At 30.7% G+C, this 26,157-nt stretch carries 21 protein-coding genes, 2 tRNA genes and 1 pseudogene; 22 read left to right on the forward strand and 2 right to left on the reverse strand.

Annotated elements, in window-relative coordinates:
• Positions 1 to 183: 183 nt before the first annotated feature.
• Entirely contained in the window at positions 184 to 1,086 is a 903-nt protein-coding gene (locus tag LLF98_RS01110; protein ID WP_291699991.1) for a zinc ABC transporter substrate-binding protein, read from the forward strand.
• Between the two features lie 128 nt (positions 1,087 to 1,214).
• A tRNA-Trp gene (locus LLF98_RS01115) sits at positions 1,215 to 1,289 on the forward strand.
• A gap of 262 nt (positions 1,290 to 1,551) precedes the next feature.
• Here LLF98_RS01115 and LLF98_RS01120 read toward each other — a convergent pair.
• On the reverse strand, positions 1,552 to 1,965 hold the full coding sequence (locus tag LLF98_RS01120) for a hypothetical protein (RefSeq protein WP_291699993.1): 414 nt from the start codon (positions 1,963 to 1,965) through the stop codon (positions 1,552 to 1,554).
• 535 nt (positions 1,966 to 2,500) lie between these two features.
• Between LLF98_RS01120 and dpaL the strand changes: the two genes are divergently transcribed.
• The 18 genes and pseudogenes from dpaL (at position 2,501) to LLF98_RS01210 (ending at position 23,320) form a co-directional block, all read left to right on the forward strand.
• The gene (gene dpaL, locus LLF98_RS01125) at positions 2,501 to 3,715 is read left to right on the forward strand and encodes a diaminopropionate ammonia-lyase (RefSeq protein WP_291699995.1); all 1,215 of its coding nucleotides are present in this window, start codon (positions 2,501 to 2,503) and stop codon (positions 3,713 to 3,715) included.
• A gap of 115 nt (positions 3,716 to 3,830) precedes the next feature.
• Positions 3,831 to 5,108, forward strand: coding sequence for a guanine deaminase (gene guaD, locus LLF98_RS01130; protein ID WP_291699997.1), 1,278 nt, complete (start codon positions 3,831 to 3,833; stop codon positions 5,106 to 5,108).
• Between the two features lie 18 nt (positions 5,109 to 5,126).
• Positions 5,127 to 6,317 (forward strand): YgeY family selenium metabolism-linked hydrolase, encoded by a 1,191-nt coding sequence (locus LLF98_RS01135; RefSeq protein ID WP_291699999.1) that lies wholly within the window; start codon positions 5,127 to 5,129, stop codon positions 6,315 to 6,317.
• A gap of 3 nt (positions 6,318 to 6,320) precedes the next feature.
• Positions 6,321 to 7,907, forward strand: a complete 1,587-nt coding sequence (locus LLF98_RS01140) for a D-aminoacylase (protein WP_291700001.1) — start codon at positions 6,321 to 6,323, stop codon at positions 7,905 to 7,907.
• Between the two features lie 76 nt (positions 7,908 to 7,983).
• Positions 7,984 to 8,550, forward strand: coding sequence for a nucleotidyltransferase family protein (locus LLF98_RS01145; RefSeq protein ID WP_291700003.1), 567 nt, complete (start codon positions 7,984 to 7,986; stop codon positions 8,548 to 8,550).
• 315 nt (positions 8,551 to 8,865) lie between these two features.
• The gene (locus LLF98_RS01150) at positions 8,866 to 10,173 is read left to right on the forward strand and encodes an amidohydrolase family protein (protein ID WP_291700005.1); all 1,308 of its coding nucleotides are present in this window, start codon (positions 8,866 to 8,868) and stop codon (positions 10,171 to 10,173) included.
• Complete coding sequence (locus LLF98_RS01155; protein ID WP_291700007.1) at positions 10,170 to 11,462, forward strand: amidohydrolase family protein; 1,293 nt, start codon at positions 10,170 to 10,172, stop codon at positions 11,460 to 11,462. The genes LLF98_RS01150 and LLF98_RS01155 overlap by 4 nt, the downstream gene beginning before the upstream one ends.
• 1 nt (position 11,463) lies before the next feature.
• On the forward strand, positions 11,464 to 12,561 hold the full coding sequence (locus tag LLF98_RS01160; RefSeq protein ID WP_291700009.1) for a 4Fe-4S binding protein: 1,098 nt from the start codon (positions 11,464 to 11,466) through the stop codon (positions 12,559 to 12,561).
• Between the two features lie 51 nt (positions 12,562 to 12,612).
• Complete coding sequence (locus tag LLF98_RS01165; RefSeq protein WP_291700011.1) at positions 12,613 to 14,721, forward strand: xanthine dehydrogenase family protein molybdopterin-binding subunit; 2,109 nt, start codon at positions 12,613 to 12,615, stop codon at positions 14,719 to 14,721.
• Complete coding sequence (locus LLF98_RS01170) at positions 14,714 to 15,190, forward strand: (2Fe-2S)-binding protein (RefSeq protein ID WP_291700013.1); 477 nt, start codon at positions 14,714 to 14,716, stop codon at positions 15,188 to 15,190. The genes LLF98_RS01165 and LLF98_RS01170 overlap by 8 nt, the downstream gene beginning before the upstream one ends.
• On the forward strand, positions 15,184 to 16,026 hold the full coding sequence (locus LLF98_RS01175) for an FAD binding domain-containing protein (RefSeq protein ID WP_291700015.1): 843 nt from the start codon (positions 15,184 to 15,186) through the stop codon (positions 16,024 to 16,026). Before LLF98_RS01170 ends, LLF98_RS01175 begins: the two co-directional genes overlap by 7 nt.
• Before the next feature lie 72 nt (positions 16,027 to 16,098).
• Entirely contained in the window at positions 16,099 to 18,732 is a 2,634-nt protein-coding gene (gene xdh / locus LLF98_RS01180; protein WP_291700017.1) for a selenium-dependent xanthine dehydrogenase, read from the forward strand.
• Positions 18,733 to 18,876: 144 nt separating this feature from the next.
• A complete protein-coding gene (yqeB, locus tag LLF98_RS01185) occupies positions 18,877 to 19,668 on the forward strand; it encodes a selenium-dependent molybdenum cofactor biosynthesis protein YqeB (protein WP_291700019.1) in 792 nt (263 codons plus the stop codon).
• Between the two features lie 58 nt (positions 19,669 to 19,726).
• A complete protein-coding gene (gene yedF, locus LLF98_RS01190) occupies positions 19,727 to 20,353 on the forward strand; it encodes a sulfurtransferase-like selenium metabolism protein YedF (RefSeq protein WP_291700021.1) in 627 nt (208 codons plus the stop codon).
• Between the two features lie 32 nt (positions 20,354 to 20,385).
• Positions 20,386 to 21,423, forward strand: coding sequence for a selenide, water dikinase SelD (gene selD / locus LLF98_RS01195; RefSeq protein WP_291700023.1), 1,038 nt, complete (start codon positions 20,386 to 20,388; stop codon positions 21,421 to 21,423).
• Between the two features lie 104 nt (positions 21,424 to 21,527).
• Entirely contained in the window at positions 21,528 to 22,553 is a 1,026-nt protein-coding gene (locus LLF98_RS01200) for a molybdopterin-binding protein (RefSeq protein ID WP_291700025.1), read from the forward strand.
• Positions 22,554 to 22,613: 60 nt separating this feature from the next.
• Positions 22,614 to 22,859 (forward strand): annotated as a pseudogene (locus tag LLF98_RS01205) (molybdopterin-binding protein); the annotation flags it as partial.
• 80 nt (positions 22,860 to 22,939) lie between these two features.
• Entirely contained in the window at positions 22,940 to 23,320 is a 381-nt protein-coding gene (locus LLF98_RS01210; RefSeq protein ID WP_291700027.1) for a RidA family protein, read from the forward strand.
• A gap of 114 nt (positions 23,321 to 23,434) precedes the next feature.
• Here LLF98_RS01210 and LLF98_RS01215 read toward each other — a convergent pair whose 3' ends face one another.
• Positions 23,435 to 24,502, reverse strand: coding sequence for a nitronate monooxygenase family protein (locus LLF98_RS01215; protein ID WP_291700029.1), 1,068 nt, complete (start codon positions 24,500 to 24,502; stop codon positions 23,435 to 23,437).
• A 259-nt stretch (positions 24,503 to 24,761) separates the two neighbouring features.
• Between LLF98_RS01215 and LLF98_RS01220 the strand changes: the two genes are divergently transcribed.
• Positions 24,762 to 24,836 (forward strand) — tRNA-Trp (locus LLF98_RS01220).
• Positions 24,837 to 25,269: 433 nt separating this feature from the next.
• Positions 25,270 to 26,154: a glycosyltransferase gene (locus LLF98_RS01225; RefSeq protein WP_291700030.1), complete on the forward strand. Its 885-nt coding sequence runs from the start codon at positions 25,270 to 25,272 to the stop codon at positions 26,152 to 26,154.
• Positions 26,155 to 26,157: the final 3 nt, after the last annotated feature.

Genomic DNA, 26,157 nt, shown 5'->3' on the forward strand with positions numbered 1-26,157 from the left:
TTAGTGACAATTTGCTTTTATACAATGTAAGTTTAATATTCATAAAAAATGTAATAAATTTGTATATATTTATTTTGAATTAGTTGGTATAATAAAATCAAGTGTAAACTAAACTTAAATTAACAGACGAATAAGAAAAGTAATGTAGATTTATATATGGTTAAATTTCGGAGGTGACTTATTTTGAAGAAGATTACCTTTGCTATGGTAATAATAACTATCGCATTGTCTTTTGGTATGAGTTTATTTTCAAGCCCTTTATTAGCCAATACTGAAAATAATAGAGCTGAAAGTAGAGAGAAATATTTAAACATAATCACAGTTAATAAACCGCAGTATGATATGGTTAAGAAAATCATAAAGGATAAAAATAATGTGGAATATATGTTTACTAATGAAAAAGACATTAGTGAATTTAAATATAGTGAAGATGTTTTAAATAATATATCAAATATGGATTTATTTATATATTCAGGTGCTTCATTTGAACCTTGGAGTAATTCTTTTATTCATAAATTAAAGAAAGGCAATCTAGGAATAATAAATTTGGCTAGAGGCGTAAGACTTTTAAATTATGCTCATAATGGCGATACTAAAGAAAACCCTTATTATTTTGAAGGTATAGAAGAGTATAAAATAGCATTATATAATGTAAAGGCAGCTATTCAAGATAGAGATCCTCAAAATAGGGATTACTATGAAGAAAATTATAATAACGCAATTAAAGAATTTGATGATAATATAAAAAAATATGAGGATAAAATAAAGTTACTTAATGATTATAAATTTATAACATTGAATAATGATTTTGATTATTTAACTAAATCTTTAAATTTAAATACAATTCAACTTGATAATCATGAAATAGCTGAATTCATAAAAGTAAATAATTTAGATCCTAAAAAGGTTATTATAATAGTGGACGGAGAACAAGGTACAAAAATAGACGTGTCAACATATAATACAATAAAATTATGGAAATATTATGGCGATATGCCTTTTGATGATTTAATTTTATACAATGTAAAAGAATTATCAAAATGGGCTAAAACAAATGAATCTACGACTTTAAGTAATATTTCATAACTTAAATATAGATACCAGAAGCATACAAGTAACTTTTGGTATCTATAATTTTAAAGTTTAATTTTATTTTGTAAAATAAAAAACTTGTTGATTTATTTATAAATGTATTATATAATCATTATTGTCTTAGGGGTATGGCTCAACGGTAGAGTAGTGGTCTCCAAAACCATTGGTTCTAGGTTCGAATCCTAGTGCCCCTGCCACAGAGGTTGTAGTACGTTGTACTATGGCTTTTTTTTATGTCTAGAAATATAATAAATCCAATTCGTGGATATTGTGCCCTTTGAGGGTATAAATCTCAAAAGTGGTAGAAAACAGGTGGTTTTTGAAACAAGCCTTTTAAATTTAGTTTTATAATCCATAGTATTTAGGCATATTCCAGAAAAGAATAAGTCAGTATACTAGTCTATTTTTTTCATATGTCTTAGTAAACTAAAGATGTAAGTAAGTCATGTGAAATACATCTTATACAGAGTAGTCTATAACCACATGTCCATTACAATCGGGCTTGTTTGAATGTATATAAACTGTAATAGTTGTTTCATGCCAAAAACTTGTATTTATAACACATGAGACTTCTTGGTTTGTTTTAACACCATCCCATTGACCTCCACCACCATCTGAAGATCTAATATTGACAGAATAAATCCCATCTTCTGGAACTGTAATTTTTCCACGAATATTCACACTTTTCCCAAAGCCATATTGACTTGCTGTATATCTGTACTCTCCGTTCTTATCAAAAACAAAATCGAAGTCCATGGAATCTTTAATTTTAGTAACATTGTCTTTTGACATAGCAACTAAACTTTTTGTATTAACATTCTTTTTAACAGCTCCATTTAAATCCTGAAATATTTTTTCAAATACCCTCTCCATTAAAAATCAACTCCTGCAAATCTTTTTTATAATTGATTTATATGCAGTAGAAATCAATCTAATGTTAATTTTAAAAATGTTGATAAGAAAAAACAAAGAATATATAATGTGAGTATAGTTTGGTGTGAGTAAAAAAATTAATGTGATTTAAGTTAGACAACGAAGTCTTATTCCATAATTTATGGAGTAAGACTTTTTTGTTCTTTTTATTTCTAGCGAAGTATAGAATTTTTAGATTTTGAAAGTCAGTTATATCAATGGCTAAGCAAATGTTAGCTTGTAAAAATGTGATTAAGAGAGAGCGCGGTGCAGCCACTTTGTTCTTCAATTAATATATGTAAGATAGTAATATAAACATATTAAAATAAATATAGATTAAGTGATTGATACAAAAGAGTATTTTGTTACTAATATATTTAGAAATAAGCTATTTAAAACATTAAACGTATAAAGTGTGCTATAAAATTAAGTATAAGTAAAATAAACAATGATTAATTTAATGTATTAATTAGAAAAGTTAGAGGAGAAAATTATAATGGTTGAAGGTTTTAAGATTATTAATTATAAGAGAAAAAAAGAAATTAAAACATCTGTAGATTTTCTAAATATGGATGTTGCTAAAAAAGCACAAAAATTTCATAGTAGTTTTAATAACTATAGTCTTACACCGCTAACAGAACTGAAAAACTTAGCTAATACCATAGGAGTAAATAATATATATGTAAAAGATGAGTCTTACAGATTTGGATTAAATGCCTTTAAAGTATTAGGTGGAAGTTATGCAATAGGAAATTTTATTGCAGAAAAGCTAGGACAAAACATAGATGATCTTCCCTTCGATAAAATGATTTCTGATGAAGTCAAAAATAAACTTGGAGATATAACATTTATTACTGCAACAGATGGGAATCATGGACGTGGAGTTGCATGGACAGCTAATCGTTTAAGACAAAAATCTGTAGTTTATATGCCAAAGGGCAGTTCATTAGAAAGATTAAATAATATAAAAGCAGAAGGCGCAGATGCTTCAATAACGGATATGAATTATGATGAAGCTGTAAGATTTTCTAATGATTTAGCTGAGAAAAATGGATGGATAATGGTTCAAGATACAGCATGGGAAGGGTATGAGAAAATTCCAACTTGGATTATGCAAGGATATACGACAATGGCATATGAAGCATATATACAGCTACAAAAAATGAAAGCAGAAATGCCAACACATATCTTTCTACAAGCAGGGGTTGGAGCTTTGGCTGGAGCTGTTCAAGGTTTCTTTGCAAGTGTCTACGGAGAAAACAGATCAATAACAACAATAGTAGAACCTAACAAGGCTGATTGTATTTATAGAACAGCAGAAAAAAATGATGGAAAGCTTCACTTTGTAACAGGTGATATGGATACAATAATGGCAGGACTTGCTTGTGGTGAGCCTTGCAGTATAGGATATAAAGTACTTAGAGATTATAGTGATAATTTTGTATCATGTCCAGATTATGTGACTGCAAAAGGTATGAGAACAATGGGAAATCCAGTTGGAAATGACAAAAAAATAATCTCAGGAGAAAGCGGAGCAGTTACTCTTGGGCTTGTAGCTGAAATCATGGAAAATAAAGATTTACAATGGTTGAAGGAGGAATTAAAACTTGATGAAAATTCAAGAATCCTTTGTTTCAGCACTGAAGGAAATACAGATAAAGAAAGCTATAGAGATATAGTTTGGAATGGAAAATATCCAATCTATAGATAAACAACCTACAAGCTTGAATTATGCGGTAGTTCACCGAAAGGATTAGTACCTATTTCAACGCATAAATCTAGTTCATAATTAGTTTGTTTATCTATAAAATAAGGAGGGGTGATATGTGGAATGTTGTGGAAATAATATTAAGATTTTAAAAGGAAACATTGTATATACTGAAGATAGTACTTCATTTAATATAGTTGAAGATGGATTTATTGTAGTTAATGGAGGTATTGTAGAAGGCACATATAAAAAACTACCTGAGAAATTTACTAACATTAAGGTTGAGGATTATGGAAACAAGCTTATAATTCCTGGATTTGTAGATTTGCATACTCATGCTTCTCAATTTGCTATAAGGGGAATTGGGTATGATAAGGAGCTGTTGCCTTGGCTTGAAACATACACATTCTCGGAAGAGACAAAATTTAAGGATACGGTTTATGCTGAAAAGGTATATAAAGAATTTGTTAATGAATTATATGAAGAAGGAACTACAAGGGCGGTTATTTTTGCAACAATTCATCTTGAAGCTACAGAAATTTTAATGAAGCTTCTTGAAGAAAAGAAAATTGCAGCATATGTTGGGAAAGTGAATATGGATAGAAACTGCCCGGATACATTAAAAGAAGACAGCAATGAATCAATCGAATCTACCATAAATTGGATAGAGGCTTGTGATAAAAAGTACAAATTAGTAAAACCTATAATTACACCAAGATTTGTGCTAAGCTGTACAAGCTATTTAATGAAAGAATTAGGGAATATTGCAGTAAACAGTTCTATACCAGTCCAATCACATTTATCTGAAAATTTGTCAGAAATCCAGTTGGTGAAGGAATTACATCCAGAAAGCAAAAATTATGCAGATGTATATGATAACCTTAATCTTTTTGGACAAACCAAGACAGTAATGGCTCATTGTGTTCATTTAACAGAGGATGAAATAAATACAATTGAGAAAAATAAAGTGATTATAGCACATTGCCCAACATCTAATGTAAATTTATCTAGTGGAATAGCACCAATTAATAGGCTGCTTAGAAAAAAAGTTAAAATAGGACTTGGATCAGATATAGCTGGTGGAGAAAAATTAAGCATGTTTTCTGTAATGGCATCTGCAATACAAATGTCAAAACTAAGAAAAGTATGTTTTAAAGATGATGAAAGACCTTTAACACTTCAAGAAGTTTTTTATTTAGCAACAAAAGGTGGAGGAGAGTTTTTTGGTAAGGTTGGAAGTTTTGAAAAAGGTTATGAATTTGATGCCTTAGTAATAGATGATGATTGTCTTTGGAAGTCTGCTAAAGGAACTATGGAAGAAAGAATGGAAAGATTAGTTTATTTAGGACATAAGAAAAACATAATTCAAAGATATGTATGTGGAAGAGAGATATAAGGAAGGAGCTAATTATTTATGGATAAGAATAGAAAAGAAAAGTTAATAAAACTTTGTCAAGATATTATTAAGATACAAAGTTATTCTGGTAATGAAGGAAACATAGTTAAATGCCTTGAAAAAAATATGAAAGACATAGGTTTTGATGAAGTTACTGTAGACAAGTATGGAAGCATAATTGGAAAGATAAAAGGAAATAAACCTGGTAATAAAGTTCTTTTTGATGCACATATAGACACAGTACTAGTAGAGAATTTAGAAGATTGGAACCATGATCCATTTGGAGCTGAAATATGTGAGGGGAGGATTTATGGAAGAGGAACCTCTGATATGAAAGGCTCCTTAGCAGCTATGATAATTGCAGCAGAATGTTTCACAAAAGATACTAATAGAAGTTTCTCAGGGGAAATATATATTGCAGGTGTTGTTCATGAAGAATGTTTTGAAGGAGTTGCTGCAAGAAATATAAGTGAGCTTATAAAGCCAGATTATGTGGTAATAGGAGAAGCATCGGAATTAAACTTAAAAATAGGACAACGTGGTCGTGCTGAAATTGTAGTTGAAACTTTTGGAGTTCCAGCTCATTCTGCTAATCCTGAAAAAGGAATCAATGCTGTTTACAGTATGTCAAAGATAATAAATAAACTTCAAGAAATTAAATATGAAGAGGATGAATTTTTAGGAAAAGGAATTTTAGAGCTTACAGATATAAAATCGTCACCATATCCAGGAGCATCAGTTGTTCCAAGTTACTGTAGAGCAACTTATGATAGAAGATTATTGGTTGGAGAAACTAAAGAAGGTGTTTTAGAACCTATAGTAAAATTAATTGAAGAGTTAAAAAGTGAAGCACCTAATGTAAGTTACAAAGTTTCTTATGCTAAAGGAACTGAAAAATGTCATACAGGAGAAATTATCCAAGGTGAAAGATTCTTTCCGGCTTGGTGCTATAAAGAAGATTCTACTTTTGTACAAAAAACTTTTGAAGGTTTGCGCAGCATAGGTTTAAATCCAAAGATAACGAATTATTCTTTTTGCACGAATGGAAGCCATTATGCTGGAGAAGCTAATATAAAAACTATTGGATTTGGTCCATCAAAAGAGAACATAGCTCATACTATAGATGAATATATTGAAATAGAACAGCTTATAGGCGCGTGTGAAGGATATTATAAAATAATAGAAATATTATTAGGATTAGAGGAATAAGAAATGAAGTGGATGATAAGCAATGGCACCATAATTGATGGGACTAAAAGACAAGCTTATGTGGGAGACATTATTATAAATAATGATACAATTATTGAAATTGGTGATCTAAATGATAAAAAAGAAGCAATGGATTATGTATTGGATGCGACAGATTTAATTGTTGCTCCTGGTTTTATTGACACTCATAGCCATTCTGATTTGACCATATTAAGTGATCAAGACATTAAACCTAAAATATATCAAGGAATAACTACCGAAGTTTTAGGACAGGACGGTATATCTATGGCTCCACTACCAAGTAAGTTCATTAAAGATTGGAGAAAAAATTTAAGCGGACTTGAAGGAGACAGCAATGAAATCTCATGGGATTATAGAACGGTAAAAGATTATTTTAATGCAATTGAAAATAAGGGCTTAGTATCTAATGTATGTTACCTTGTACCTCACGGAAATATTAGAATGGAAGCAATGGGACTTTCATCTGATAAAGCTGGCAAAGAGGACATAGAAAATATGAAAAAAATTTTACGAAGAGAATTGGAATCCGGTGCAATTGGTTTATCCTCAGGACTAATATATATTCCGTGTGCTTATGGCGATACAGAGGAATTAATAGAATTATGTAAGGTAGTTGCAGAATATGATGACATTTTTGTAGTTCATCAAAGAAGTGAAGCAAATGAGATTATTGAGTCTATGAAAGAAATAATCAGAATAGGCAAGGAAAGCAAAGTAAAAATACATTTTTCTCATTTTAAAGTATGTGGAAAAAATAATTGGGATAAGGCAGATAAGATGATTGCTCTTATAGAAGAAGCAAGAAAGGAAGGCGTAAAAATATCTTTTGACCAGTACCCTTATGAAGCGGGAAGTACTATGCTTAGTGTAATAATTCCACCTTGGGCTCATAGTGGTGGAACTAACAAAATGCTTGAAAGAATAAAATCCAATGATTTAAGAGAGAAGATAATAAATGAAATATACGAGGTAAATTGTGACTGGGACAATTTTATTGAGTTTGCTGGCATTGATGGTATATATATCACTTCTGTAAAAACTGATAAGAATAAAAATGTAATAGGAAAGAACTTAAAAGAATTAGGGGAGATGAGAGGTAAAAATCCTATAGAGGCAGCCTTGGATTTATTAATTGAAGAAGAAAATGCTGTTGGGATGATTGATTATTATGGCTCGGAAGAGTTAATAATTAAATTTATGCAAAGGGAAGAACAAAATTTTTGCACAGATGGATTACTTGGAGGAAAGCCACATCCAAGAGTATATGGAGCTTTTCCAAGAGGTTTAGGTAGATATGTCAGAGAACTTAAAGCCTTATCATTAGAAGAAGCTATATATAAAATGACATATAAGTCTGCGTGTACAATGGGAATAAAATATAGAGGGCTTATTGATGTTGGATTTAAAGCTGATATAGTAGTCTTTAATAAAGAAGAGATAATTGATAAGGGAACATTCGTAGAGCCAGAACAATATCCAGAAGGAATATCATATGTAATAGTAAATGGAAGCATTATTCTAAAAAATAATGAGTATATACCTGGAAATTACGGAATACTTATAAAATAAGGGATAGGGATATGAAAAAAATAACAAGTCAAAGATGTGATGTATTTTTTTATATACCTAAGAAAGAAGAATTTTAATGAACGTAGATGGAGTTATATTAGCAGCCGGATATTCAAGTAGAGCTAACACTTTTAAAATGGAGCTTGAGATTGATAAAAAAGCAATCATACAAAGATGCATAGAATCATTGTATGATGAATGTAATAAAATAATTGTAGTCAGTGGATATAAACATGAAAAAATAGAAAAGTTAGTGCAAAGTTACTCTAAGGTACAAATAATATATAATGAAGAATTTCATAAAGGAATGTTTAGTTCGATAAAAAAGGGAATACAAAATGTTACAGCAGGAAGATTTTTACTTACTCCCGGTGACTATCCTCTAATAAGTAAGGTTGTGGTAAAAAAAATATTAAAAGAGGAAAATGAAATAGTTATACCAAGTTTTAATAAAAAAGGAGGACATCCAATTTTATTAAGTAGTAATTTTATAAACGAAATATTAAGAGAACCAGAAGATTCTAATTTAAAGATATATTTAAGCAAAAAACAATGCTCATATTTAAATATAAATGATGAAGGAATATTATTGGATGTAGATACTATTAAAGATTATAACTATATAAAGAGCATGATCAGGTAGAATAATGAAATATCTGCAAATATATATGTAAAATATCATTACAAAAATATTGGTTTTTATAAGGAAAAAGATATAATACTTAATAAGAGTAAATAAATTTAATAGAGTTTAAAATAGACAAAGAGGGTCTTATTTCAAAAATAGAAATAAGATCTCTTTTTTGCAATTTTTTATATTATTTTAAAACATTTTTAGAAAATTTTGTTTAGTTAGATGAAGACAGAGTATAGAAAAAATTTTTTATATACAGAAATATTTCTCTAATAAATGAATATAAGTTATAAATGAAATATTTTTTATTAAGAGAAATATAAAATGGGGTTGAGTAATATCTTTGACTTAGGAATATTAAATGGGAAATTATATTTAGAAGGAAATTTTGTAGAAAGTAACTTATATATAAAAGATGGAGTTATAGATACCATAACTAAATCAAATTTAGAATGCAAGGAAATTTACGATGCAAAAGGGAAAATGGTTTTACCAGGTTTTATAGATGCACATGTGCACTTCAATTTAGGTTTTGGTGAGAATGTTTCAGAAGATGATTTTTTTAATGGTTCTAAGAAAGCTGCTATTGGAGGAATAACAACATTTATAGATTTTTTGGATCCAATTAAAGACGTTAGTCAATTAGATGAAGCTTTCAATGATAGATATGAACTTGCAAAAAAAAGTGTCATAGATTATGGCTTTCATGTAACACTTGGAAGTCCAGAAGGGGATGTTAAAGAGCTTCTAATGAAAAGTTCTCTACTTGGGATGCCAACGATAAAGCTTTTTACAACATATGCATCAACTAATAGACAAACAAAGGATTATTACATAGATGAATTATTGAAATATTCGAGACAAACTAAAACAAGAATATTAATTCATGCAGAAAATAATGACATGATAAAAGAAAAAAATGTTTTAGTAAAAGATCACGAAAAGGCAAGGCCAGCACTTTCGGAAATTACAGAAGTTTTAAAGCTAGCTGAAATGGCAAGATATAGAGATGGTCTTTTATATATTGTTCATACCAATTGTGGAACCACTCTTGAAAGATTAAAGGAGATTTATCCTAAAGAATTACATTCAACGATAATATTAGAAAGCGCACCTCATTATTTTAAATTTAACTCCTCACTATATCAAAAAGAAGATGGATATTTATATATTATGATACCACCTTTGCGGAGTGAAGAAGAGAGATTAAAGATGACTAGGAATATAGACGCACTTGATGTAATAGGCACAGATCATTGTCCGTTTTCTAGAAAGTTAAAAAATAAGAAGTATACAAGTGAGATCCCAATGGGGATAGATGGAGTAAAATATTCATTTTTAAATATGTTCGCTCTTTTTGGAGAAAGTATAATTTCTAAATTTACAATAGAACCTTCAAAGATACATGGATTATATCCTAAAAAAGGAATACTAATGCCAGGAAGTGATGGAGATATAGTAATCTTCGATTCAAATAAGACAACTAAAGTAATGGATGATACTTCAGTTTATAATAATGAAATTTTAAAAGGTAAAATAAGTGCAACTATTTCCAAAGGAAAATTTATAGTTAATGAAGGGAAATTTTTAGGTGGACAAGGTGAATATTTACCAAGGAGGCTACAAATATGATTAAGGCATTAACCAATGTTAATATATTCGATTTTGATTCATTAAAAGAAAAATCTTATGTGTTATTTGATAAACAAATAATAGAAGTAGGTTCAATAGAAAACTTTAAAGGAGCAGATGAAGTTTATGATTGCAATAATCAAATATTAATGCCTGGATTTGTAAATTGCCATAGTCATATATACTCAACTTTTGCTAGAGGATGGATTACTGAATTTAATCCTAAAAATTTTGTGGAATTATTAGAACAAATGTGGTGGAAGTTAGATAGAGTTCTTGAAGAAAAAGATATTTATTATAGCGGCCTTGTAAGCGGTATTGAATTTATAAAGAATGGAGTAACTACTGTAGTAGATCATCATGCTAGCGGAAGAAAAATTAAAGGTAGTTTAAATTTATTAAAAAGAGCTTTATGTGACTACTTAGGAATAAGAGGCGTATTTTGTTTTGAAAGTAGTGAGAGATTCCCAATTGATGAATGTATTGAAGAAAATATAGAGTTTAGTAAAATCGATTCAATTATGGCAAAAGGATTATTTGGAATGCATGCTTGTTTAACATTAAGTGATGATTCCTTAAAGAAAATAGCTGATAAAAGTCAAGGAATGCCAATACACATTCATGTGGGAGAAAGTGATGAGGATAATATAGAAAGCATTAAAAAATATAATAAAACCCCTATAGAAAGATTAGAAGAATACGGTTTACTTAGGGAAAATTCAATTTTATCTCATTGTATTTATTTAAGTGAAAGTGATATGGATATTTTAAAGAAATATAAAGTTTATGTGGCATTAAATCCTACTTCTAATTTTAATAATGCAGTAGGGCTTGCAGATGTATTAGAGCTTGAAAAAAGAAATATAAAATGTCTTTTGGGGAATGATGGATTAGGATTTAATCTGACCAGAGATATGATTAATTTGTTGTTTGGAATGCATTTAAAATATAAAAATCCTATAGCATATTCTGTAAATGATATTAAAAAAGTTATAGAAAATAATTATGAGTATGCAAGTAAAATTTTAAATTGCAAACTTGGAAAAATTGAAGCAGGATATGAAGCAGATTTTATAACCTTAGAATATAATGCACCTACGCTTATAACAGAAGATAATTTATTAGGCCATTTTTTCTACGGAATGTTGGATAATTTTAAACCCAAAAATGTTTGGTGCAACGGAAAAATTAAATTAAAAGATTATAAAATACTGCAAGATGAAGAAAAAATATACGAAGAAGCAAGAAAAATAGCACAAGAAATTTGGGAAAAGTGTAAGGAGAAATGATATGAAATTAAATACAAGTTTAAGTGGGATAAATTTAGAAAATCCACTAATGCCAGCATCAGGCCCTTTAGTTGGAGATAGTGAAAAAATGAAAATAATATCTGATTTTGGAGTTGGAGGAATTGTTACAAAAACAATATCTAGCAAAGGTGCAAAAGTAGTTAGACCTTGTATATATGGTGGACAAGACTTTGTTATGAATGCGGAATTGTGGTCAGAATATGATCCAGAAGTATGGTTAGATAAATTTTTACCTGAAATAAAAGCAGAACTAAATAAACCACTATTTGTAAGCGTAGGATATTCAAAAGATGATATGGAAAACTTAATTCCAAAATTAGATAAATATGCAGATGCTTTTGAAATATCTACTCATTATGTAGGTAAAGATTTAACAACAATAAAGGAAACTTTAATGACTATAAGAAAACATACAAAAAAGCCAGTTTATATGAAAATGAGTCCACATATACCTGATCCAGTTGGATTCGCAAAAATGGTTATAGAAAATGGTGGTAGCGGAGTTGTAGCAATTAATTCTCTGGGGCCAACCATGAAAATAGATGTAGCATCTAGAAAAGTTTTAATAGGAAATAAAGAAGGAGAAGTATGGACTTCGGGTCCTGCAATAAAACCAATAGCACTAGCTCTTATTAATAAAATAAAAAAAGCAGTGCCACAATGTGAAATTATAGGCGTAGGAGGAATAGCAACAGCAGAGGATGTAATAGAATTTTTACTGGCTGGTGCCAATGCGGTTCAAATGTTATCTGCTGCGATGCTTAAAGGAAAAAATTCATATAAAAAGATAGTTGATGATCTTCCAAGTGCTTTGAAGAAGTATGGATTTAGTTCTGTAGAGGAAGTATTAAACACTGAATTAGAAACTGGTAATGTGAAATATAATCCTATTTATCCATCTATTGATTATGATAAGTGTGTTAACTGTAAGTTATGTGAGAATATATGTCCATATTTTGCAATTAGTAGTGAGGATGAAAAAGTAGAAATGGATAAAAGTAAATGTTTTGGATGTGGATTATGCGAATCTAAATGTCCAAAGAAAGCAATAAAAAATGTATTTTTAAATTTTGTGTAATTACAATATAGAACTTTGATTTTAAACTCCTTATGAAGTGGAGGAAAGACTATGGAGAGTATAAGAAAATCAGTTATAAAAGCTGATCATAAAATTAAGGTAGACGGAAGCGCTAAATATATTTCAGATCTTAAATTTAAAAATAGTTTATATGCTAAGACTCTACGTTCAGAAAAGGCTAAGGCTATTATAAAAAATATTATTATTCCAGAATTAAAAGATGGCTATTATGTGGTTGAAGGAAAAGATGTTCCAGGTTTAAATAAGGTAAAAATAATTCAAAATGACATGCCGTTTTTTTCAGATAAAGAAGTTAATTATATAGGGGAACCTATCCTTTTAGTGTTAGGTCCTGAGCTTGAAGAAGTTATAAATATTTTAAATGATATCAAGGTTGAATATGAAGAGGGTATTTCTGTTTTTAATATGAGAAATTCTACGGAGATCTTTGATAAATATGAATATGAAAAAGGAAATTTAGAAGATGCGATTAAAAAGTCGTCAAAGATTTTGGAAGAGGAATTTTATACAGGATATCAAGAACAAGCTTATTTAGAAACTCAAGGATTAGTCGGAACTTATGAAGATGGTAAGATATCAGTATATGGAACTATGCAATGCCCATATTACGTTAAAGGTGCAGTTGTTCAAGCCTTGGGATTTAATGAAGATAAAGTAAGAATTGTACAAACTACTACTGGAGGAGGTTTTGGTGGTAAAGAGGATTACCCTTCTTTATTAGGAGCGCAGGTTGCAGTGGCAGCTTATAAAACTAAAAAGACAGTAAAATTAGTTTTAGATAGACTTGAAGATATGTCATTTACCACAAAAAGACATCCAGCTTTATTAAAATATAAAACTATTCTTGATGAAAGCAATAAAATAATTGGAATGGATGTAGAGATTATATTAAATGGCGGAGCATATGCGACTGTATCTGGTGTTGTCCTTCAAAGAGCTTTATTATGTGCAATAGGAGTTTACAACATACCTAATATCAAAGTGAAAGGACGCGTAGTTAAAACTAATACTGTTCCAACTGGAGCATTTAGAGGTTTTGGAGGGCCACAAAGTATATTTGGAATTGAAACCCATATGTCCCATATAGCCAAAGAAATAGGATGCACTCCTCTGGAATTAAAAAATAAGTATTTTGTAAAAACTGGAGATGAAACTTGTACTGGTGGAAGGTTTACTTATGATGTAAAGCTTGAAGAAATGCTGAAAAAAGCTGAAAAAATAAGTGACTTCAGCAACAAATATAAGAAGTATTCTAGTGAACAAGGAATTATAAGAAAAGGAATAGGCATGTCTATATTCTTACATGGCTGTGGATTTACAGGAAGTGGAGAAAGAGATTTTATAAAAGCAAAGGTCAAGCTTTTAAAACATGAAAATGGAATTATTGAAATTTTAGTATCTAACACAGATATGGGACAAGGCCTTCAAACTACATTTAAGAAAATTGTAGCAAAGGTTCTAGACAAAGATTATCAGGACATAGTCTATGAAAATCCAGATACAGACAGAGTTCCAGACTCAGGACCAACGGTAGCTTCAAGATCAATTATGGTAGTCGGTAAATTACTTGAAAGGGCTGCTTTAAGACTCAAAGAAAATTGGATTGATGGAAAAGAACAAATAATAGAAGAAAATTATAAACACCCAGATTTAATACCGTGGAATATAACAAAATTTAATGGTGATGCTTATCCAAGTTATTCGTGGGGAATAAATGTTGTAGAAGTAGAGGTTAATACCATAACAGCAGTTACTGAAGTGACTGGAATATATACAATCTTTGATATTGGGATTCCAATTGATGAAACAATAATGGAAGGGCAAATACAAGGAGGAGTTATACAAGGCCTTGGATATGGTTCCTCAGAAAGTATGGAATGTGATAAGTATGGAAAAGTTAGGCAACATAGTATAACTGATTATATTATCCCAACGGCTAAAGATGTTGTAAATATTAAAAATGAATTAGTAGATAATCCATGTGATCTTGGCCCATTTGGAGCTAAGGGGGCTGGAGAGCTGACTCTAATAGGAACTGCACCAGCTTATGCAAATGCAATAGAAAATGCATTGGGAGTAAAAGTGAATAAATTACCTGTAACTCCAGAATGGATAATGGAGGCGATAGTAAATGAGTAATATAATCACATTAAAGATAAACAATAAAACTATAAATACAGAAGAGAATTCTACGAAGAGACTTTTAGACTTCCTACGAGAAGATTTGGATATAACAGGTCCAAAGGAAGGCTGTGGTGAAGGAGAATGTGGTACCTGTACCGTAATTATAGATAAGGAATTAGTAAACTCATGCTTAGTGACAATTGGTTCTGTGGAGGGAAAAGAAATTATAACAGTTGAAGGGCTAAAAGGAACAAAACAATTTGATGTCTTAGAAAAATGCTTCGCAGAAGCGGGAGCTGTACAATGTGGATTTTGTACACCAGGGATGATAATGGCAGCACATGCACTTTTATCTAAAATTCCAAAGCCAACAGAAAATGACGTTAGGGATGGCATTTCAGGAAATTTATGTAGATGTACCGGATATAATATGATAATAAATGCAATACTTATGGCATCTAAAAGAGGTGATGGATTGTGGTAGATGGATACTTACCAAAGGACTTTGGTGATGCATTAAAAATGTTAAATGAAAAAGATGTAATTATTTATGCAGGAGGAACTGATCTAATGGTTAGAAATAAAAATGCTGCATCACTTCTTCCAAAGTTTAATAATGACTTATTATATATAGGAAATTTAAAAGAATTAAAAGAAATTAAAGAGTCAGCTGATAATTTAGAAATAGGAGCAGCTAGCACTTTATCAGCGCTTTTAAGAGCAAAAGAGATTCCAGAAGTATTAAAAGAGGCCATAAGACAAATAGCATCACCAGCCATAAGAAATATAGGGACTATTGGAGGAAATATATGCAATGCATCTCCTGCTGGAGATACTTTACCGATATTATATGCGCTAGATGCAAGGCTTAAGTTAACTAGTGAAAAATCTTTTAGAGAAGTTTATATAAAAGAGTTTATATTAGGACCAAGAAAAACCCTTATTGAAAAATATGAAATTTTGGAGAGCATAATTATACCCAAAGTACAGTTTAATAAAGTTTATTATGAAAAAATTAGAGCTAGAAAAGCTTCAGCTATATCAAAGTTATCATTTGTAGGGCTTGCAGAAGTAAAAGATGAAACAATAAAGGATATAAGAATTGCAATAGGATCTGTAGCTCCTAAAATAGTTAGGATAAAAGATGCAGAAAATATTTTAATAGGAAGTAATTTAAATGATGTAGAGAATCAAATAGAAGAAGTAAAAAAGATTTATTCTAATGAAATAGTTCCTATTGATGATCAAAGATCCACAGCTGTTTATAGAAAAACAGTAGCATTAAGGCTTATTCAATATTTTCTAAATACAAAAATATAGAATTAAATGAATTTAAAAGTGTAAATTTAAATAACTGTTAATCTTATATGAGTTTTTAGAGAGGAATTTTATATGTTTAAAGTAAATGTAAATGGTAAAGATTATAAATCAGAAATAGATATGGCATTGATGGATTTTCTGCGTGAAGAGCTTAAAATAACATCGGTAAAAAATGGATGCAAAGAGGGTGCCTGTGGAACTTGCACTGTTATTATTGATGGAAAGACAACTCGCGCTTGTATACAAAAGCTTTCTAAACTAGAAGGGAAAAAGATACAGACTATAGAAGGATTTACAGAAAGAGAAAGAGACGTATTAGTATATGCCTTTGCCACTGCAGGAGCTGTACAATGTGGATTTTGCATTCCGGGAATGGTTATATCCGGTAAATGCTTAATCGATCAAAATCCAAATCCTACGAGAGAAGACGTAAAACAAGCGATTCGTACTAATATTTGCCGTTGTACTGGATATGCCAAGATTGAAGAGGGTATTCTTTTAGCAGCAAAAATGCTAAGAGAAAACTTAGAAGTGCCTGAACTAAAGCAAACAGGGAAGGTTGGAGAGAAAACTTGCCGAGTTGATGCTCGTGCTAAAACGCTAGGAATAGCAAAGTATGCAGATGATTATAGTTATGATGGTATGCTGTATGGGAAGAATGTATTTAGTAAGTATGCACATGCAAAAATACTATCTATCGATATAAGCAAAGCTCTTAAAATGCCGGGAGTTGTTGCTATATATACTGTGAAGGACATTCCAGGAAAGAGATATATCGGTCACTTAGCACAAGACTGGCCAGGAATGATTGATGTAGGAGAAGAAACAAAGTGTTGCGGAGATACTCTTGCAATGGTTGTAGCAGAAACAAGAGAAGAAGCAATGGCAGCTGTAAAGGTTGTAGAAGTAGAATATGAAGAATTAGAAGCAATTTGTAATACTAAAGCTGCTGCTGCTGAAGGTGCTCACCAAGTTCATGGAGAAGGTTTTATGTACTTTGGAAAGTTTAGAATTCCAGAAAAAAATTTATTTGATCATCAGGAAGTAAAACGAGGGGATGCAGAAATTGCACTTGCAAATTCTAAATTTGTAGTAGAAGGCACATTTAAGCTTCCACCAACTGAACATGCTTTTATGGAACCTGAAACTGCTATTGGATTACCATATGGAGATGGAGTAATGGTTATTACAGGGGCACAAGGTATTTATGATGAATACCATGAACTTAGTAATTATCTCGGCATTCCACTGGAAAAAGTAAGAATACAAAGTGCTGTTGTTGGCGGAGGGTTTGGTGGTAAGGAAGATATGAGTGTGCAGCATCAAGCGGCGCTTTGTGCCTATCTCACCAAACGACCTGTAAAAGTATCTTTTAGCCGTCAGGAAAGCATTAACTATCATCCGAAACGTCATGCAATGGATATTTATTGCAAAATTGGCTGTGATGAAAATGGTATTTTCAAAGGAATGAAAGCTAGAATTACTTCTGATACGGGTGCTTATGCTTCTCTTGGTGGCCCTGTTCTCCAAAGAGCCTGCACTCATGCTGGAGGCCCTTATAATTATCAAAATGTAGATATTGAAGGAAATGCTTATTACACTAATAATCCACCAGCTGGTGCATTCCGCGGCTTTGGAGTAACACAATCTTGTGCAGTTGTAGAATGTTTAATAAATCAGTTAGCAGAAAATGTTGGCATTTCTGGGTGGGAAATACGCTATCGTAATGCAATTCGACTTGGACAATCACTGCCAAATGGACAAATTGCAGATGGTGGTACTGCAATGGCAGAAACTTTAGAAGCAGTAAAAGAAGATTTTGATAAATATGAAGCAGATCCTAACTATTATGTGGGAATTGCTTCTGCAATGAAAAATGCAGGTGTGGGAGTAGGAGTTCCTGATATAGGACGTTGTAATTTAAAAATAATAAATGGGAAAGTTCATGCTAGATCTTCTGCTGGTGCAATTGGGCAAGGTATACAAACGGTATTGTTACAAATAATTTGTGAAACAACAGGGCTAGCTCCAAATCAAATTATTATTGAACAGCCTGATACAAAATATACACCTGACTCAGGTACTACAACTGCATCTCGTCAAACTACATTTGCTGGAGAAGCAGCACATAAATCATCATTGAAATTAAAGGTTGATTTGGATGAAGGATATACATTGGAAGAACTTCACGGTAAAGAGTATATTGGAGAATTTGATTTTAAAACAGATCCAATTGGCTCTTCAAAATCTAATCCAGTGAGTCATATTGCTTATGGATACGCAACACAACTTGTTATTATCGATAGGGTTGGAAAATTAGTAAAAGTTGTTGCAGCTCATGATATTGGCAGAGCAATCAATCCTCTTTCAGCCACAGGTCAGGTAGAAGGTGGGGTAGCTATGGGCCTTGGATATGGTTTAACGGAAGACTTCCCACTAAAAGATGGGATTCCTCAAGCAAAGCTAGGAACTTTAGGTCTTTTGAAGGCATCTCAAATGCCAACTGTTGAAGTCCATTTAGTTGAAAAAAATAATCCTGATAGTATTGCATTTGGTGCTAAGGGAATTGGTGAAATTGTGTGTTGTATGTGTGCTCCAGCATGTCAAAATGCGTACTATAAAAAAGATGGTATATTCAGATATAGTTATCCTCTAGATAATACGTATTACCGCAAGCTAAAATCTGCTATTAAGAAAGTGAAATAAGAATTGACTTTGTAAGAATAAATCCAATTCAATATCCAAAAGGAATCTAGTATGAAATAATAAATGTTCAATTGCAATTAAAAATGTAGAAATTAATTATAATAGAAAGCCAACAATTACTTTAGATGAGAAGGTGTAGTAATAATGATTGCATTAATAAAAGGTGCTGGAGATTTAGCAACAGGGGTCGCTTATAGATTAAAAAAATGTGGATTTAATATAGTTATGACAGAAATCTCAGAACCTACTACAGTTAGAAGAACAGTAGCATTTTCACAAGCTGTATATGATAATAATGCAGAAGTAGAAGGCATAAAAGCGACCCTTGTTTCAGAGACAGAGGAAGCTAAGAAGGTTATCAAACAAGGAAATGTTGCAGTAATAGTAGATGAAAAAGCAGAAATTTTAAAAGACCTTAAGCCAGATGTAGTAGTTGATGCTATAATTGCAAAAGAAAATTTAGGAACAAATATTAATGATGCCTCAATTGTTGTTGCACTTGGACCAGGATTTACAGCTGGTGTTGATTGTCATTGTGTTATTGAAACCCAAAGAGGGCATTATTTAGGAAAGGCAATATACAGTGGAAGCGCTATACCTAATTCAGGTGTACCTGGAGAAATTGGTGGATATACTGAAGAAAGAATAATTAGAGCTACAAATGATGGCAAGATATTACCTGTATCTAAAATAGGAGACTATGTAGAAAAAGGCGACATTGTAGCCTACGTTAATGGGATTCCAATTTTTGCAGAAATAGATGGTATAGTACGTGGAATGCTTCAAAAAGATGTTAACGTATTTAAAGGAATGAAAAGTGGAGATATTGATCCAAGATGTGAGAAAAATCATTGTTTTACAATTTCAGATAAAGCTAGATCTATTGGAGGGGGCGTTTTAGAGGCAATTTTATATTTAAATTCTATGTTGAAATAATTTAGAAAGGATAATAATTTTATTTCATATGCCTTATAAAAAATTGGGGGGATGCTAAATGAATAAGAGAATTGATGCAAAAGGTAAGAATTGTCCAATACCTGTAATAATGGCAAAGAAAGAGATAGACGGTGGAAATAATAGTTTTATAGTTGAAGTTGATAATAACATTGCTGTGCAAAATCTTCAAAAGTTAGCTAATAGTCAAGATTTTATATCATCTCTAGAAGAAGGTAATGGAATATTTAAAATCTATTTCTCAAAGGATTCAGATAAGGTGAGTGGAGCTGAGGAGTCTGAAGAATGTAATGAAATATTGGCAAAATTAGAAGAAAATAAAAAGGATTTAGGTACATGGTCAGTATTTATTGGAAAGGATATTATTGGTGCAGGAAGTGAAGAACTAGGAAAATCACTAATGAAAATGTACTTTTATACAATTTCAGAATCACATGATTTACCAAAATCAATTTTATTTATGAATGATGGAGTAAAAGTTCCTACATTAAATGATCAAGCAATAGAACATTTAAAGGAGCTGGAGAAAAATGGGGTTGAAACATTAGTTTGTGGTGCATGTCTTAACTTTTATGGACTTGAAGAAAAGTTAAAGGTAGGAAAAGTAAGTAACATGTATGATATAACAAACTGCATGAAAGAAGCATCAAAGGTTATCACATTGTAACCAATTGTCAATTGCTAAGGAGGATATGTCATATGCCAAAAGATATAAAACTTACTAATTTAACTAAAAGTTCAGGTTGTGCTGCCAAAATAGGACCTGATGTGCTTCATAATGTTTTGAGTACTTTACCTAAGTTTGAAGATCCAAAATTACTTGTGGGATTTGATACTAATGATGATGCTTGTGTATATAAAATTAATGATAATACAGTAGAAATTCAAACAGTAGACTTCTTTCCACCAGTGGTAGACGATCCTTATACTTTTGGCCAAATTGCAGCGGCTAATGCTCTCAGTGATATTTATGCAATGGGTGGAAATCCTGCAATAGCTATGAATTTACTTTGCTTTCCTTCTTGCTTAGATATAGCAATTATGCACGATATACTTGCTGGTGGATATGACAAAGTTAAAGAAGCTGGTGCAGTAATTGCTGGTGGACATACTATAGCAGATCCCACGCCTAAATATGGTCTTTGTGTAAGTGGATTTGCACATCCAAGTGAAATCCTTTCAAATAGTAATGCAAAAACTGGAGATATACTTGTCCTTACAAAACCATTAGGTATTGGAATAATGAATACTGCTGCAAAAGCAGAATTGTTGACTGAAAGTAAAATTAATGAAGTTACATCTATAATGTCTACATTAAATAAGTATGCTAAAGAATGTACATCTGGACTTGGTGTACATGCATGTACTGATATAACGGGTTTTAGTTTGATTGGGCATAGCTATGAAATGGCAAGTGGTAGTAATAAAACAATAGAGATTTTTAGTGATTCTGTACCTATTATAGATGGAGCACTAGACTATGCTAAAATGGGCATTATACCTGAAGGAATGTACAATAATCTTGATTATTTAAAAGATAAGTTCACTTTAGCTTCAAATATTAAACAGGAGCTACAAGACGTGTTAATAGATCCACAAACATCAGGTGGATTACTGCTTTCACTTTCGGAAAAAAATGTTAAAGAATTTCTATCAAGAATTGAAACATTTACTTCATATGCAAGAGTTATTGGTCAAGTTGTTGATAAAAGTCATAAACCTATAGTAATTAAATAAAAAATAATCAAAGGAATTATATTATTAATTTAAAACGGTATCTTTGATTTGTTATTTTCTTTCATATACCTAATGAAAATACAAGAGAGAAGGAGGTAATATAAATGAAAATGATAAAAACAACAAATGCAGTTGGTCACATTTTATGTCATGATATTACGCAAATAATAAAAGGAGTAACTAAAGATGCTGCTTTTAGAAAAGGACATATTATTAAAAAGGAAGATATCCCAGTATTACTTTCTTTAGGCAAAGATAATATATATATATGGGAAAAATCAGAGAAAATGTTACACGAAAATGAAGCGGCGGATATTCTTTTTGACATTTGTAAGGGCGAAAATATGAGCGGAAGTGAAGTTAAAGAAGGAAAGATTGAACTTATAGCAGATGTTGATGGTCTTTTGCAAATTGATGTAGACAGATTAAATAAGATTAATTCCTTAGGGGAAATGATGATTGCTACTCGTCATAACAATTTTCCAGTTAAAAAAGGAGATAAATTAGCAGGAACTAGAATTATTCCGTTAGTTATAGAAAAAGAAAAGATGGAAGTTGCTAAAATAATAGGAGGAAACAAGCCATTACTCAATCTTTTAACATATAAACATAAAAAAGTTGGAATTGTTACCACAGGAAATGAAGTTTTTCATGGACGAATTAAGGATACATTTGGTTCTGTTATCTTGGAAAAACTATCAGAATATGATGTTATAATTTTGGGTCAAGAAATAATTGATGATAACCTTGAGAATATAACAAATGCAATTAATCAATTCTTAAACAAAGGCGCAGATATGATAATTTGTACAGGAGGAATGAGTGTTGACCCCGATGATTTAACTCCGAGTGCAATAAAAAATACAGGTGCAGAAATTATATCTTATGGAGCACCAGTATTGCCTGGAGCAATGTTTTTATTATCATATTATAACGCAAATATTCCTATAGTTGGATTACCAGGATGCGTAATGTACTCTAAACGTACTATTTTTGATTTAGTTTTACCAAGAATTATGGCAAATGTAAAATTGAATGGTGAAGATTTAGCAGTTATGGGTCACGGAGGGTTATGTTTATCATGTAATATATGTACATATCCTAATTGTGGCTTTGGAAAAGGTATGTAAGAAAGTAAGGGCAAAATATGGGAGTAAAGATAAAAACGTAGATTTTCGTTTCTTACTGATGAACAAAAAATTTTAAGTGATGAAGTGAAAGATTTATGTAATAATAGTATTGTTGATTTAATTATCACAACAGGTGGAACAGGATTTTCAAAAAGGGATAGTACACCAGAGGCTACTCTTGAAATAGGTGAAAGACTAGTGTCGGGAATAACAGAATCTGTAAGAGAAAGTTTAAATTATATTATATCAGAATTAGAGCATGGTATTAAAATTTTAATTGGAGATGAAGTAGAATGTGGATCATAAAAGATAGATACCCACAGTGAAAACTGCAACTATAGAGTATAATTTAATGTAAAATTTATTTTAATTTGGAGGAATGAGAAATGTTAAAAGTGACAAAGACAGAAAAAGCTCCAGCAGCTATTGGACCATATTCTCAAGCGGTAGGATTTGGAGATTTATTATTTACATCAGGACAAATACCTTTAGATCCAGCAACAGGTGAAGTAATAGGTACAAATATAGAAGAGCAAGCAACACAAGTTATGAAGAATATTTCAGCTATATTAGAAGCTAATAACATTGATTTTAATAATGTAATCAAAACAACTTGCTTTATTGCTAATATGAGTGATTTTGCTAAGTTTAATGAAATTTATGCTAAATATTTCATTAGTAATCCAGCACGTTCTTGCGTAGCTGTAAAAGAACTTCCTAAAGCAGTTTTATGTGAAGTTGAAGTAATAGCTTGCCAAAATATATAATTGACTAATTGTAAGATCATATATATTACAATTTCATAAAAAGTAAAATGGGCTGTTACAAAGAGTTGCTTTATATAAAGGTTATCTTTGTAACAGTCCATTTTTATAAAAAATTTAAGCTTTCTTGATTTCTGAAACTAATTCATCCATAAGCTCTTTGACAGTAGTCATTTTTGTAAGTCTGCTAGCATTTTCTCCACAGAATATAAGACCTTCATCAACATTGCCATTTACTGCATTTATTAAAGCTTTACTTATACAGTAAGGAGTATTAGCAGGATTACAAGGTGTTAAACAATTGTAGCAATGAGTTATTTTTTCTCTTTCAGTAAGAGTTCTTTTAACAAAAGGATTTCTAATAGCACGCCCAGGCATTCCTACAGGACTTTTTACTATTTGAACATCATCAATTGAACAATTTAAATATGCATCTTTAAATGCCTGAGAAGCATCACATTCTTCAGTTACTACAAATCTAGTTGCCATTTGAACACCATTAGCACCCAGTTTGAGATATTTAGCAATATCATATCCATCAAAAACTCCTCCAGCAACTACTACTGGAATTTCCTTGTTGTATTTTTCAGCATATTTTTTTGTTTCAGCTATTATATCTATAACGGTTTTATCAAAATCTAGATTTTCATCTTCCAATTCTTCTAATTTAAATCCTAAATGACCACCAGCTTTTGGACCTTCAATTACAACAAGGTCTGGAGCTACATTATTATGTTTATCCCAAAGTTTTAATATTACTTTTGCAGCTTTTAAAGAAGAAACAATAGGTGCAATCTTTACAGAAGAACCTTTTACTATTTTAGGTAACATAGTAGGAAGTCCAGCACCAGATATTATTAAATCAACTCCAGCTTCTATTGCAACTTTTATATGCTCCTCGTAGTTAGTACTTGCAACCATAGCATTAATTCCTATTATGCCATTTGCTGCTTTAGCTTTTGCAAGAGTAATATGCTTTTTTAAAGCTCTTAAATTTGCCTCTAAAGGGTTTTTCTCAAAGTCATCTTCATTATAACCAGGTTGTGCAGCAGAAATGATACCAATACCACCAGCATTTGCAACAGCAGAAGCTAAGTTAGAAGATGAAACACCAATCCCCATTCCTCCTTGAATAATAGGAATAGGAGCAATTAAATTTCCAATTTTAAGTGAATTAAAATTCATTTTACATATATCCTTTCACGAGAAAATTCGATGACAAAATATTTTGATAATCAAAGCATTTTACTTTATTATAGGATAACATTGATACTTAGACAAGAAGAATTTAAAAAAAGTACTGTTTTTATTATATACACATTTAAACAGTTTATTACATAATTATATTTTTTGATGTTTCTGATGCGAGGTTAGGGCTTAATAAATTAAATTTCTATATTTCTTGACATAAACTATAATTGCATGATACAATACTAAATGTCCTAGGGGTATGGCTCAACGGTAGAGTAGTGGTCTCCAAAACCATTGGTTCTGGGTTCAAATCCTAGTGCCCCTGCCACAAAGGTCGTAGTACGATGTACTACGGCTTTTTTTTATAGAAATCTATTCATTCATTTGCATTAACCTCCATGTTAACTACATAAAAATCATGTTCATATTCATTATACGCAAACATTTTTTGTTGAACTACTTTTTGTTCAGCTTTTGTCTTTCTTGTTATTATAAAATTTCTTTTTTACTCCATGTAGATGGTTTGATAAAGCTCGAAGTTATTTGTTTTTCATCATTATATTTGCATAAAAATTAAATTTTATACATTAGTTTTAGTATCTACTCTAAATGTTGTTTGTACAGTGCTTAAGTGGTAAAATAAATATGTTTGATTCAAAAATAATAATTATATATTATTTTAATAGGAGCATTTAGTGTTAGATGTATTTATGCTTGTAAATTATATAATAATTATGCAAAAATATAAGAGGTGATAAAAAATGAATGAACCTATGGTAACTGTTTTAATGTCAGTATATAATGGAGAAAAATTTCTAAAAGAGGCTATGGAAAGTATACTAAATCAGACATTTACTGACTTTGAATTTTTAATAATAAATGATGGATCTACTGATAATAGTGTGAAAATAATTGAATCATATAATGATTCGCGTATAAGATTAATTAATAATGAGAAAAATTTAAAGTTAATTGCATCACTAAATAAAGGTATATCAATTGCAAGAGGTAAATATATAGCAAGAATGGATTGCGATGATATTTCTATGCCCAACAGATTAGAAAAAGAAGTGAATTTTTTGGAAAATTCCTTGGAATATGGGTTAGTTGGAACTTATTATACTGTTATAGATGGTGAAGGCACCGAACAACGTAATGTAAGTTATCCATCAAGTAATGATTTAATTAAATTATTTTTATCATTAAATTGTCCGTTAGCTCATGGAAGTATAATGGGTAGAACTGAATTGTTTAAACAAAATTTATATGGAAGTAAAGAATATTCTGCTGTTGAGGATTATGAGCTATGGACAAGAATGGCTAAAGTAACTAAAATTCATAATATTCCAGAGTATTTATTTAAGTATAGAATATATGGAGAAAGTTTTTCTAATACTAAAACTCAATTAATGTATAGTCAAACTTTAGAACTAAGTAAAAATTTATATATAAATAATAAAAAAGAATATAAAAACTTAATAAAAAAACAATTTTTAGAAGAGTTATACACTGAAGAAAAAGTGGAAGTTGTAGAATATGTAAATAAATGGCTCAATAGTTTTGTCAAAAGACTTCTTTATGTACATGAATTTGGTTTTGCATTAAAATTATATGCTAAATCTATAAAAATAAATAAATTTAAATAAGGC

The organism is Clostridium sp. (assembly GCF_021372645.1).
GTDB lineage: Bacteria > Bacillota > Clostridia > Clostridiales > Clostridiaceae > Clostridium.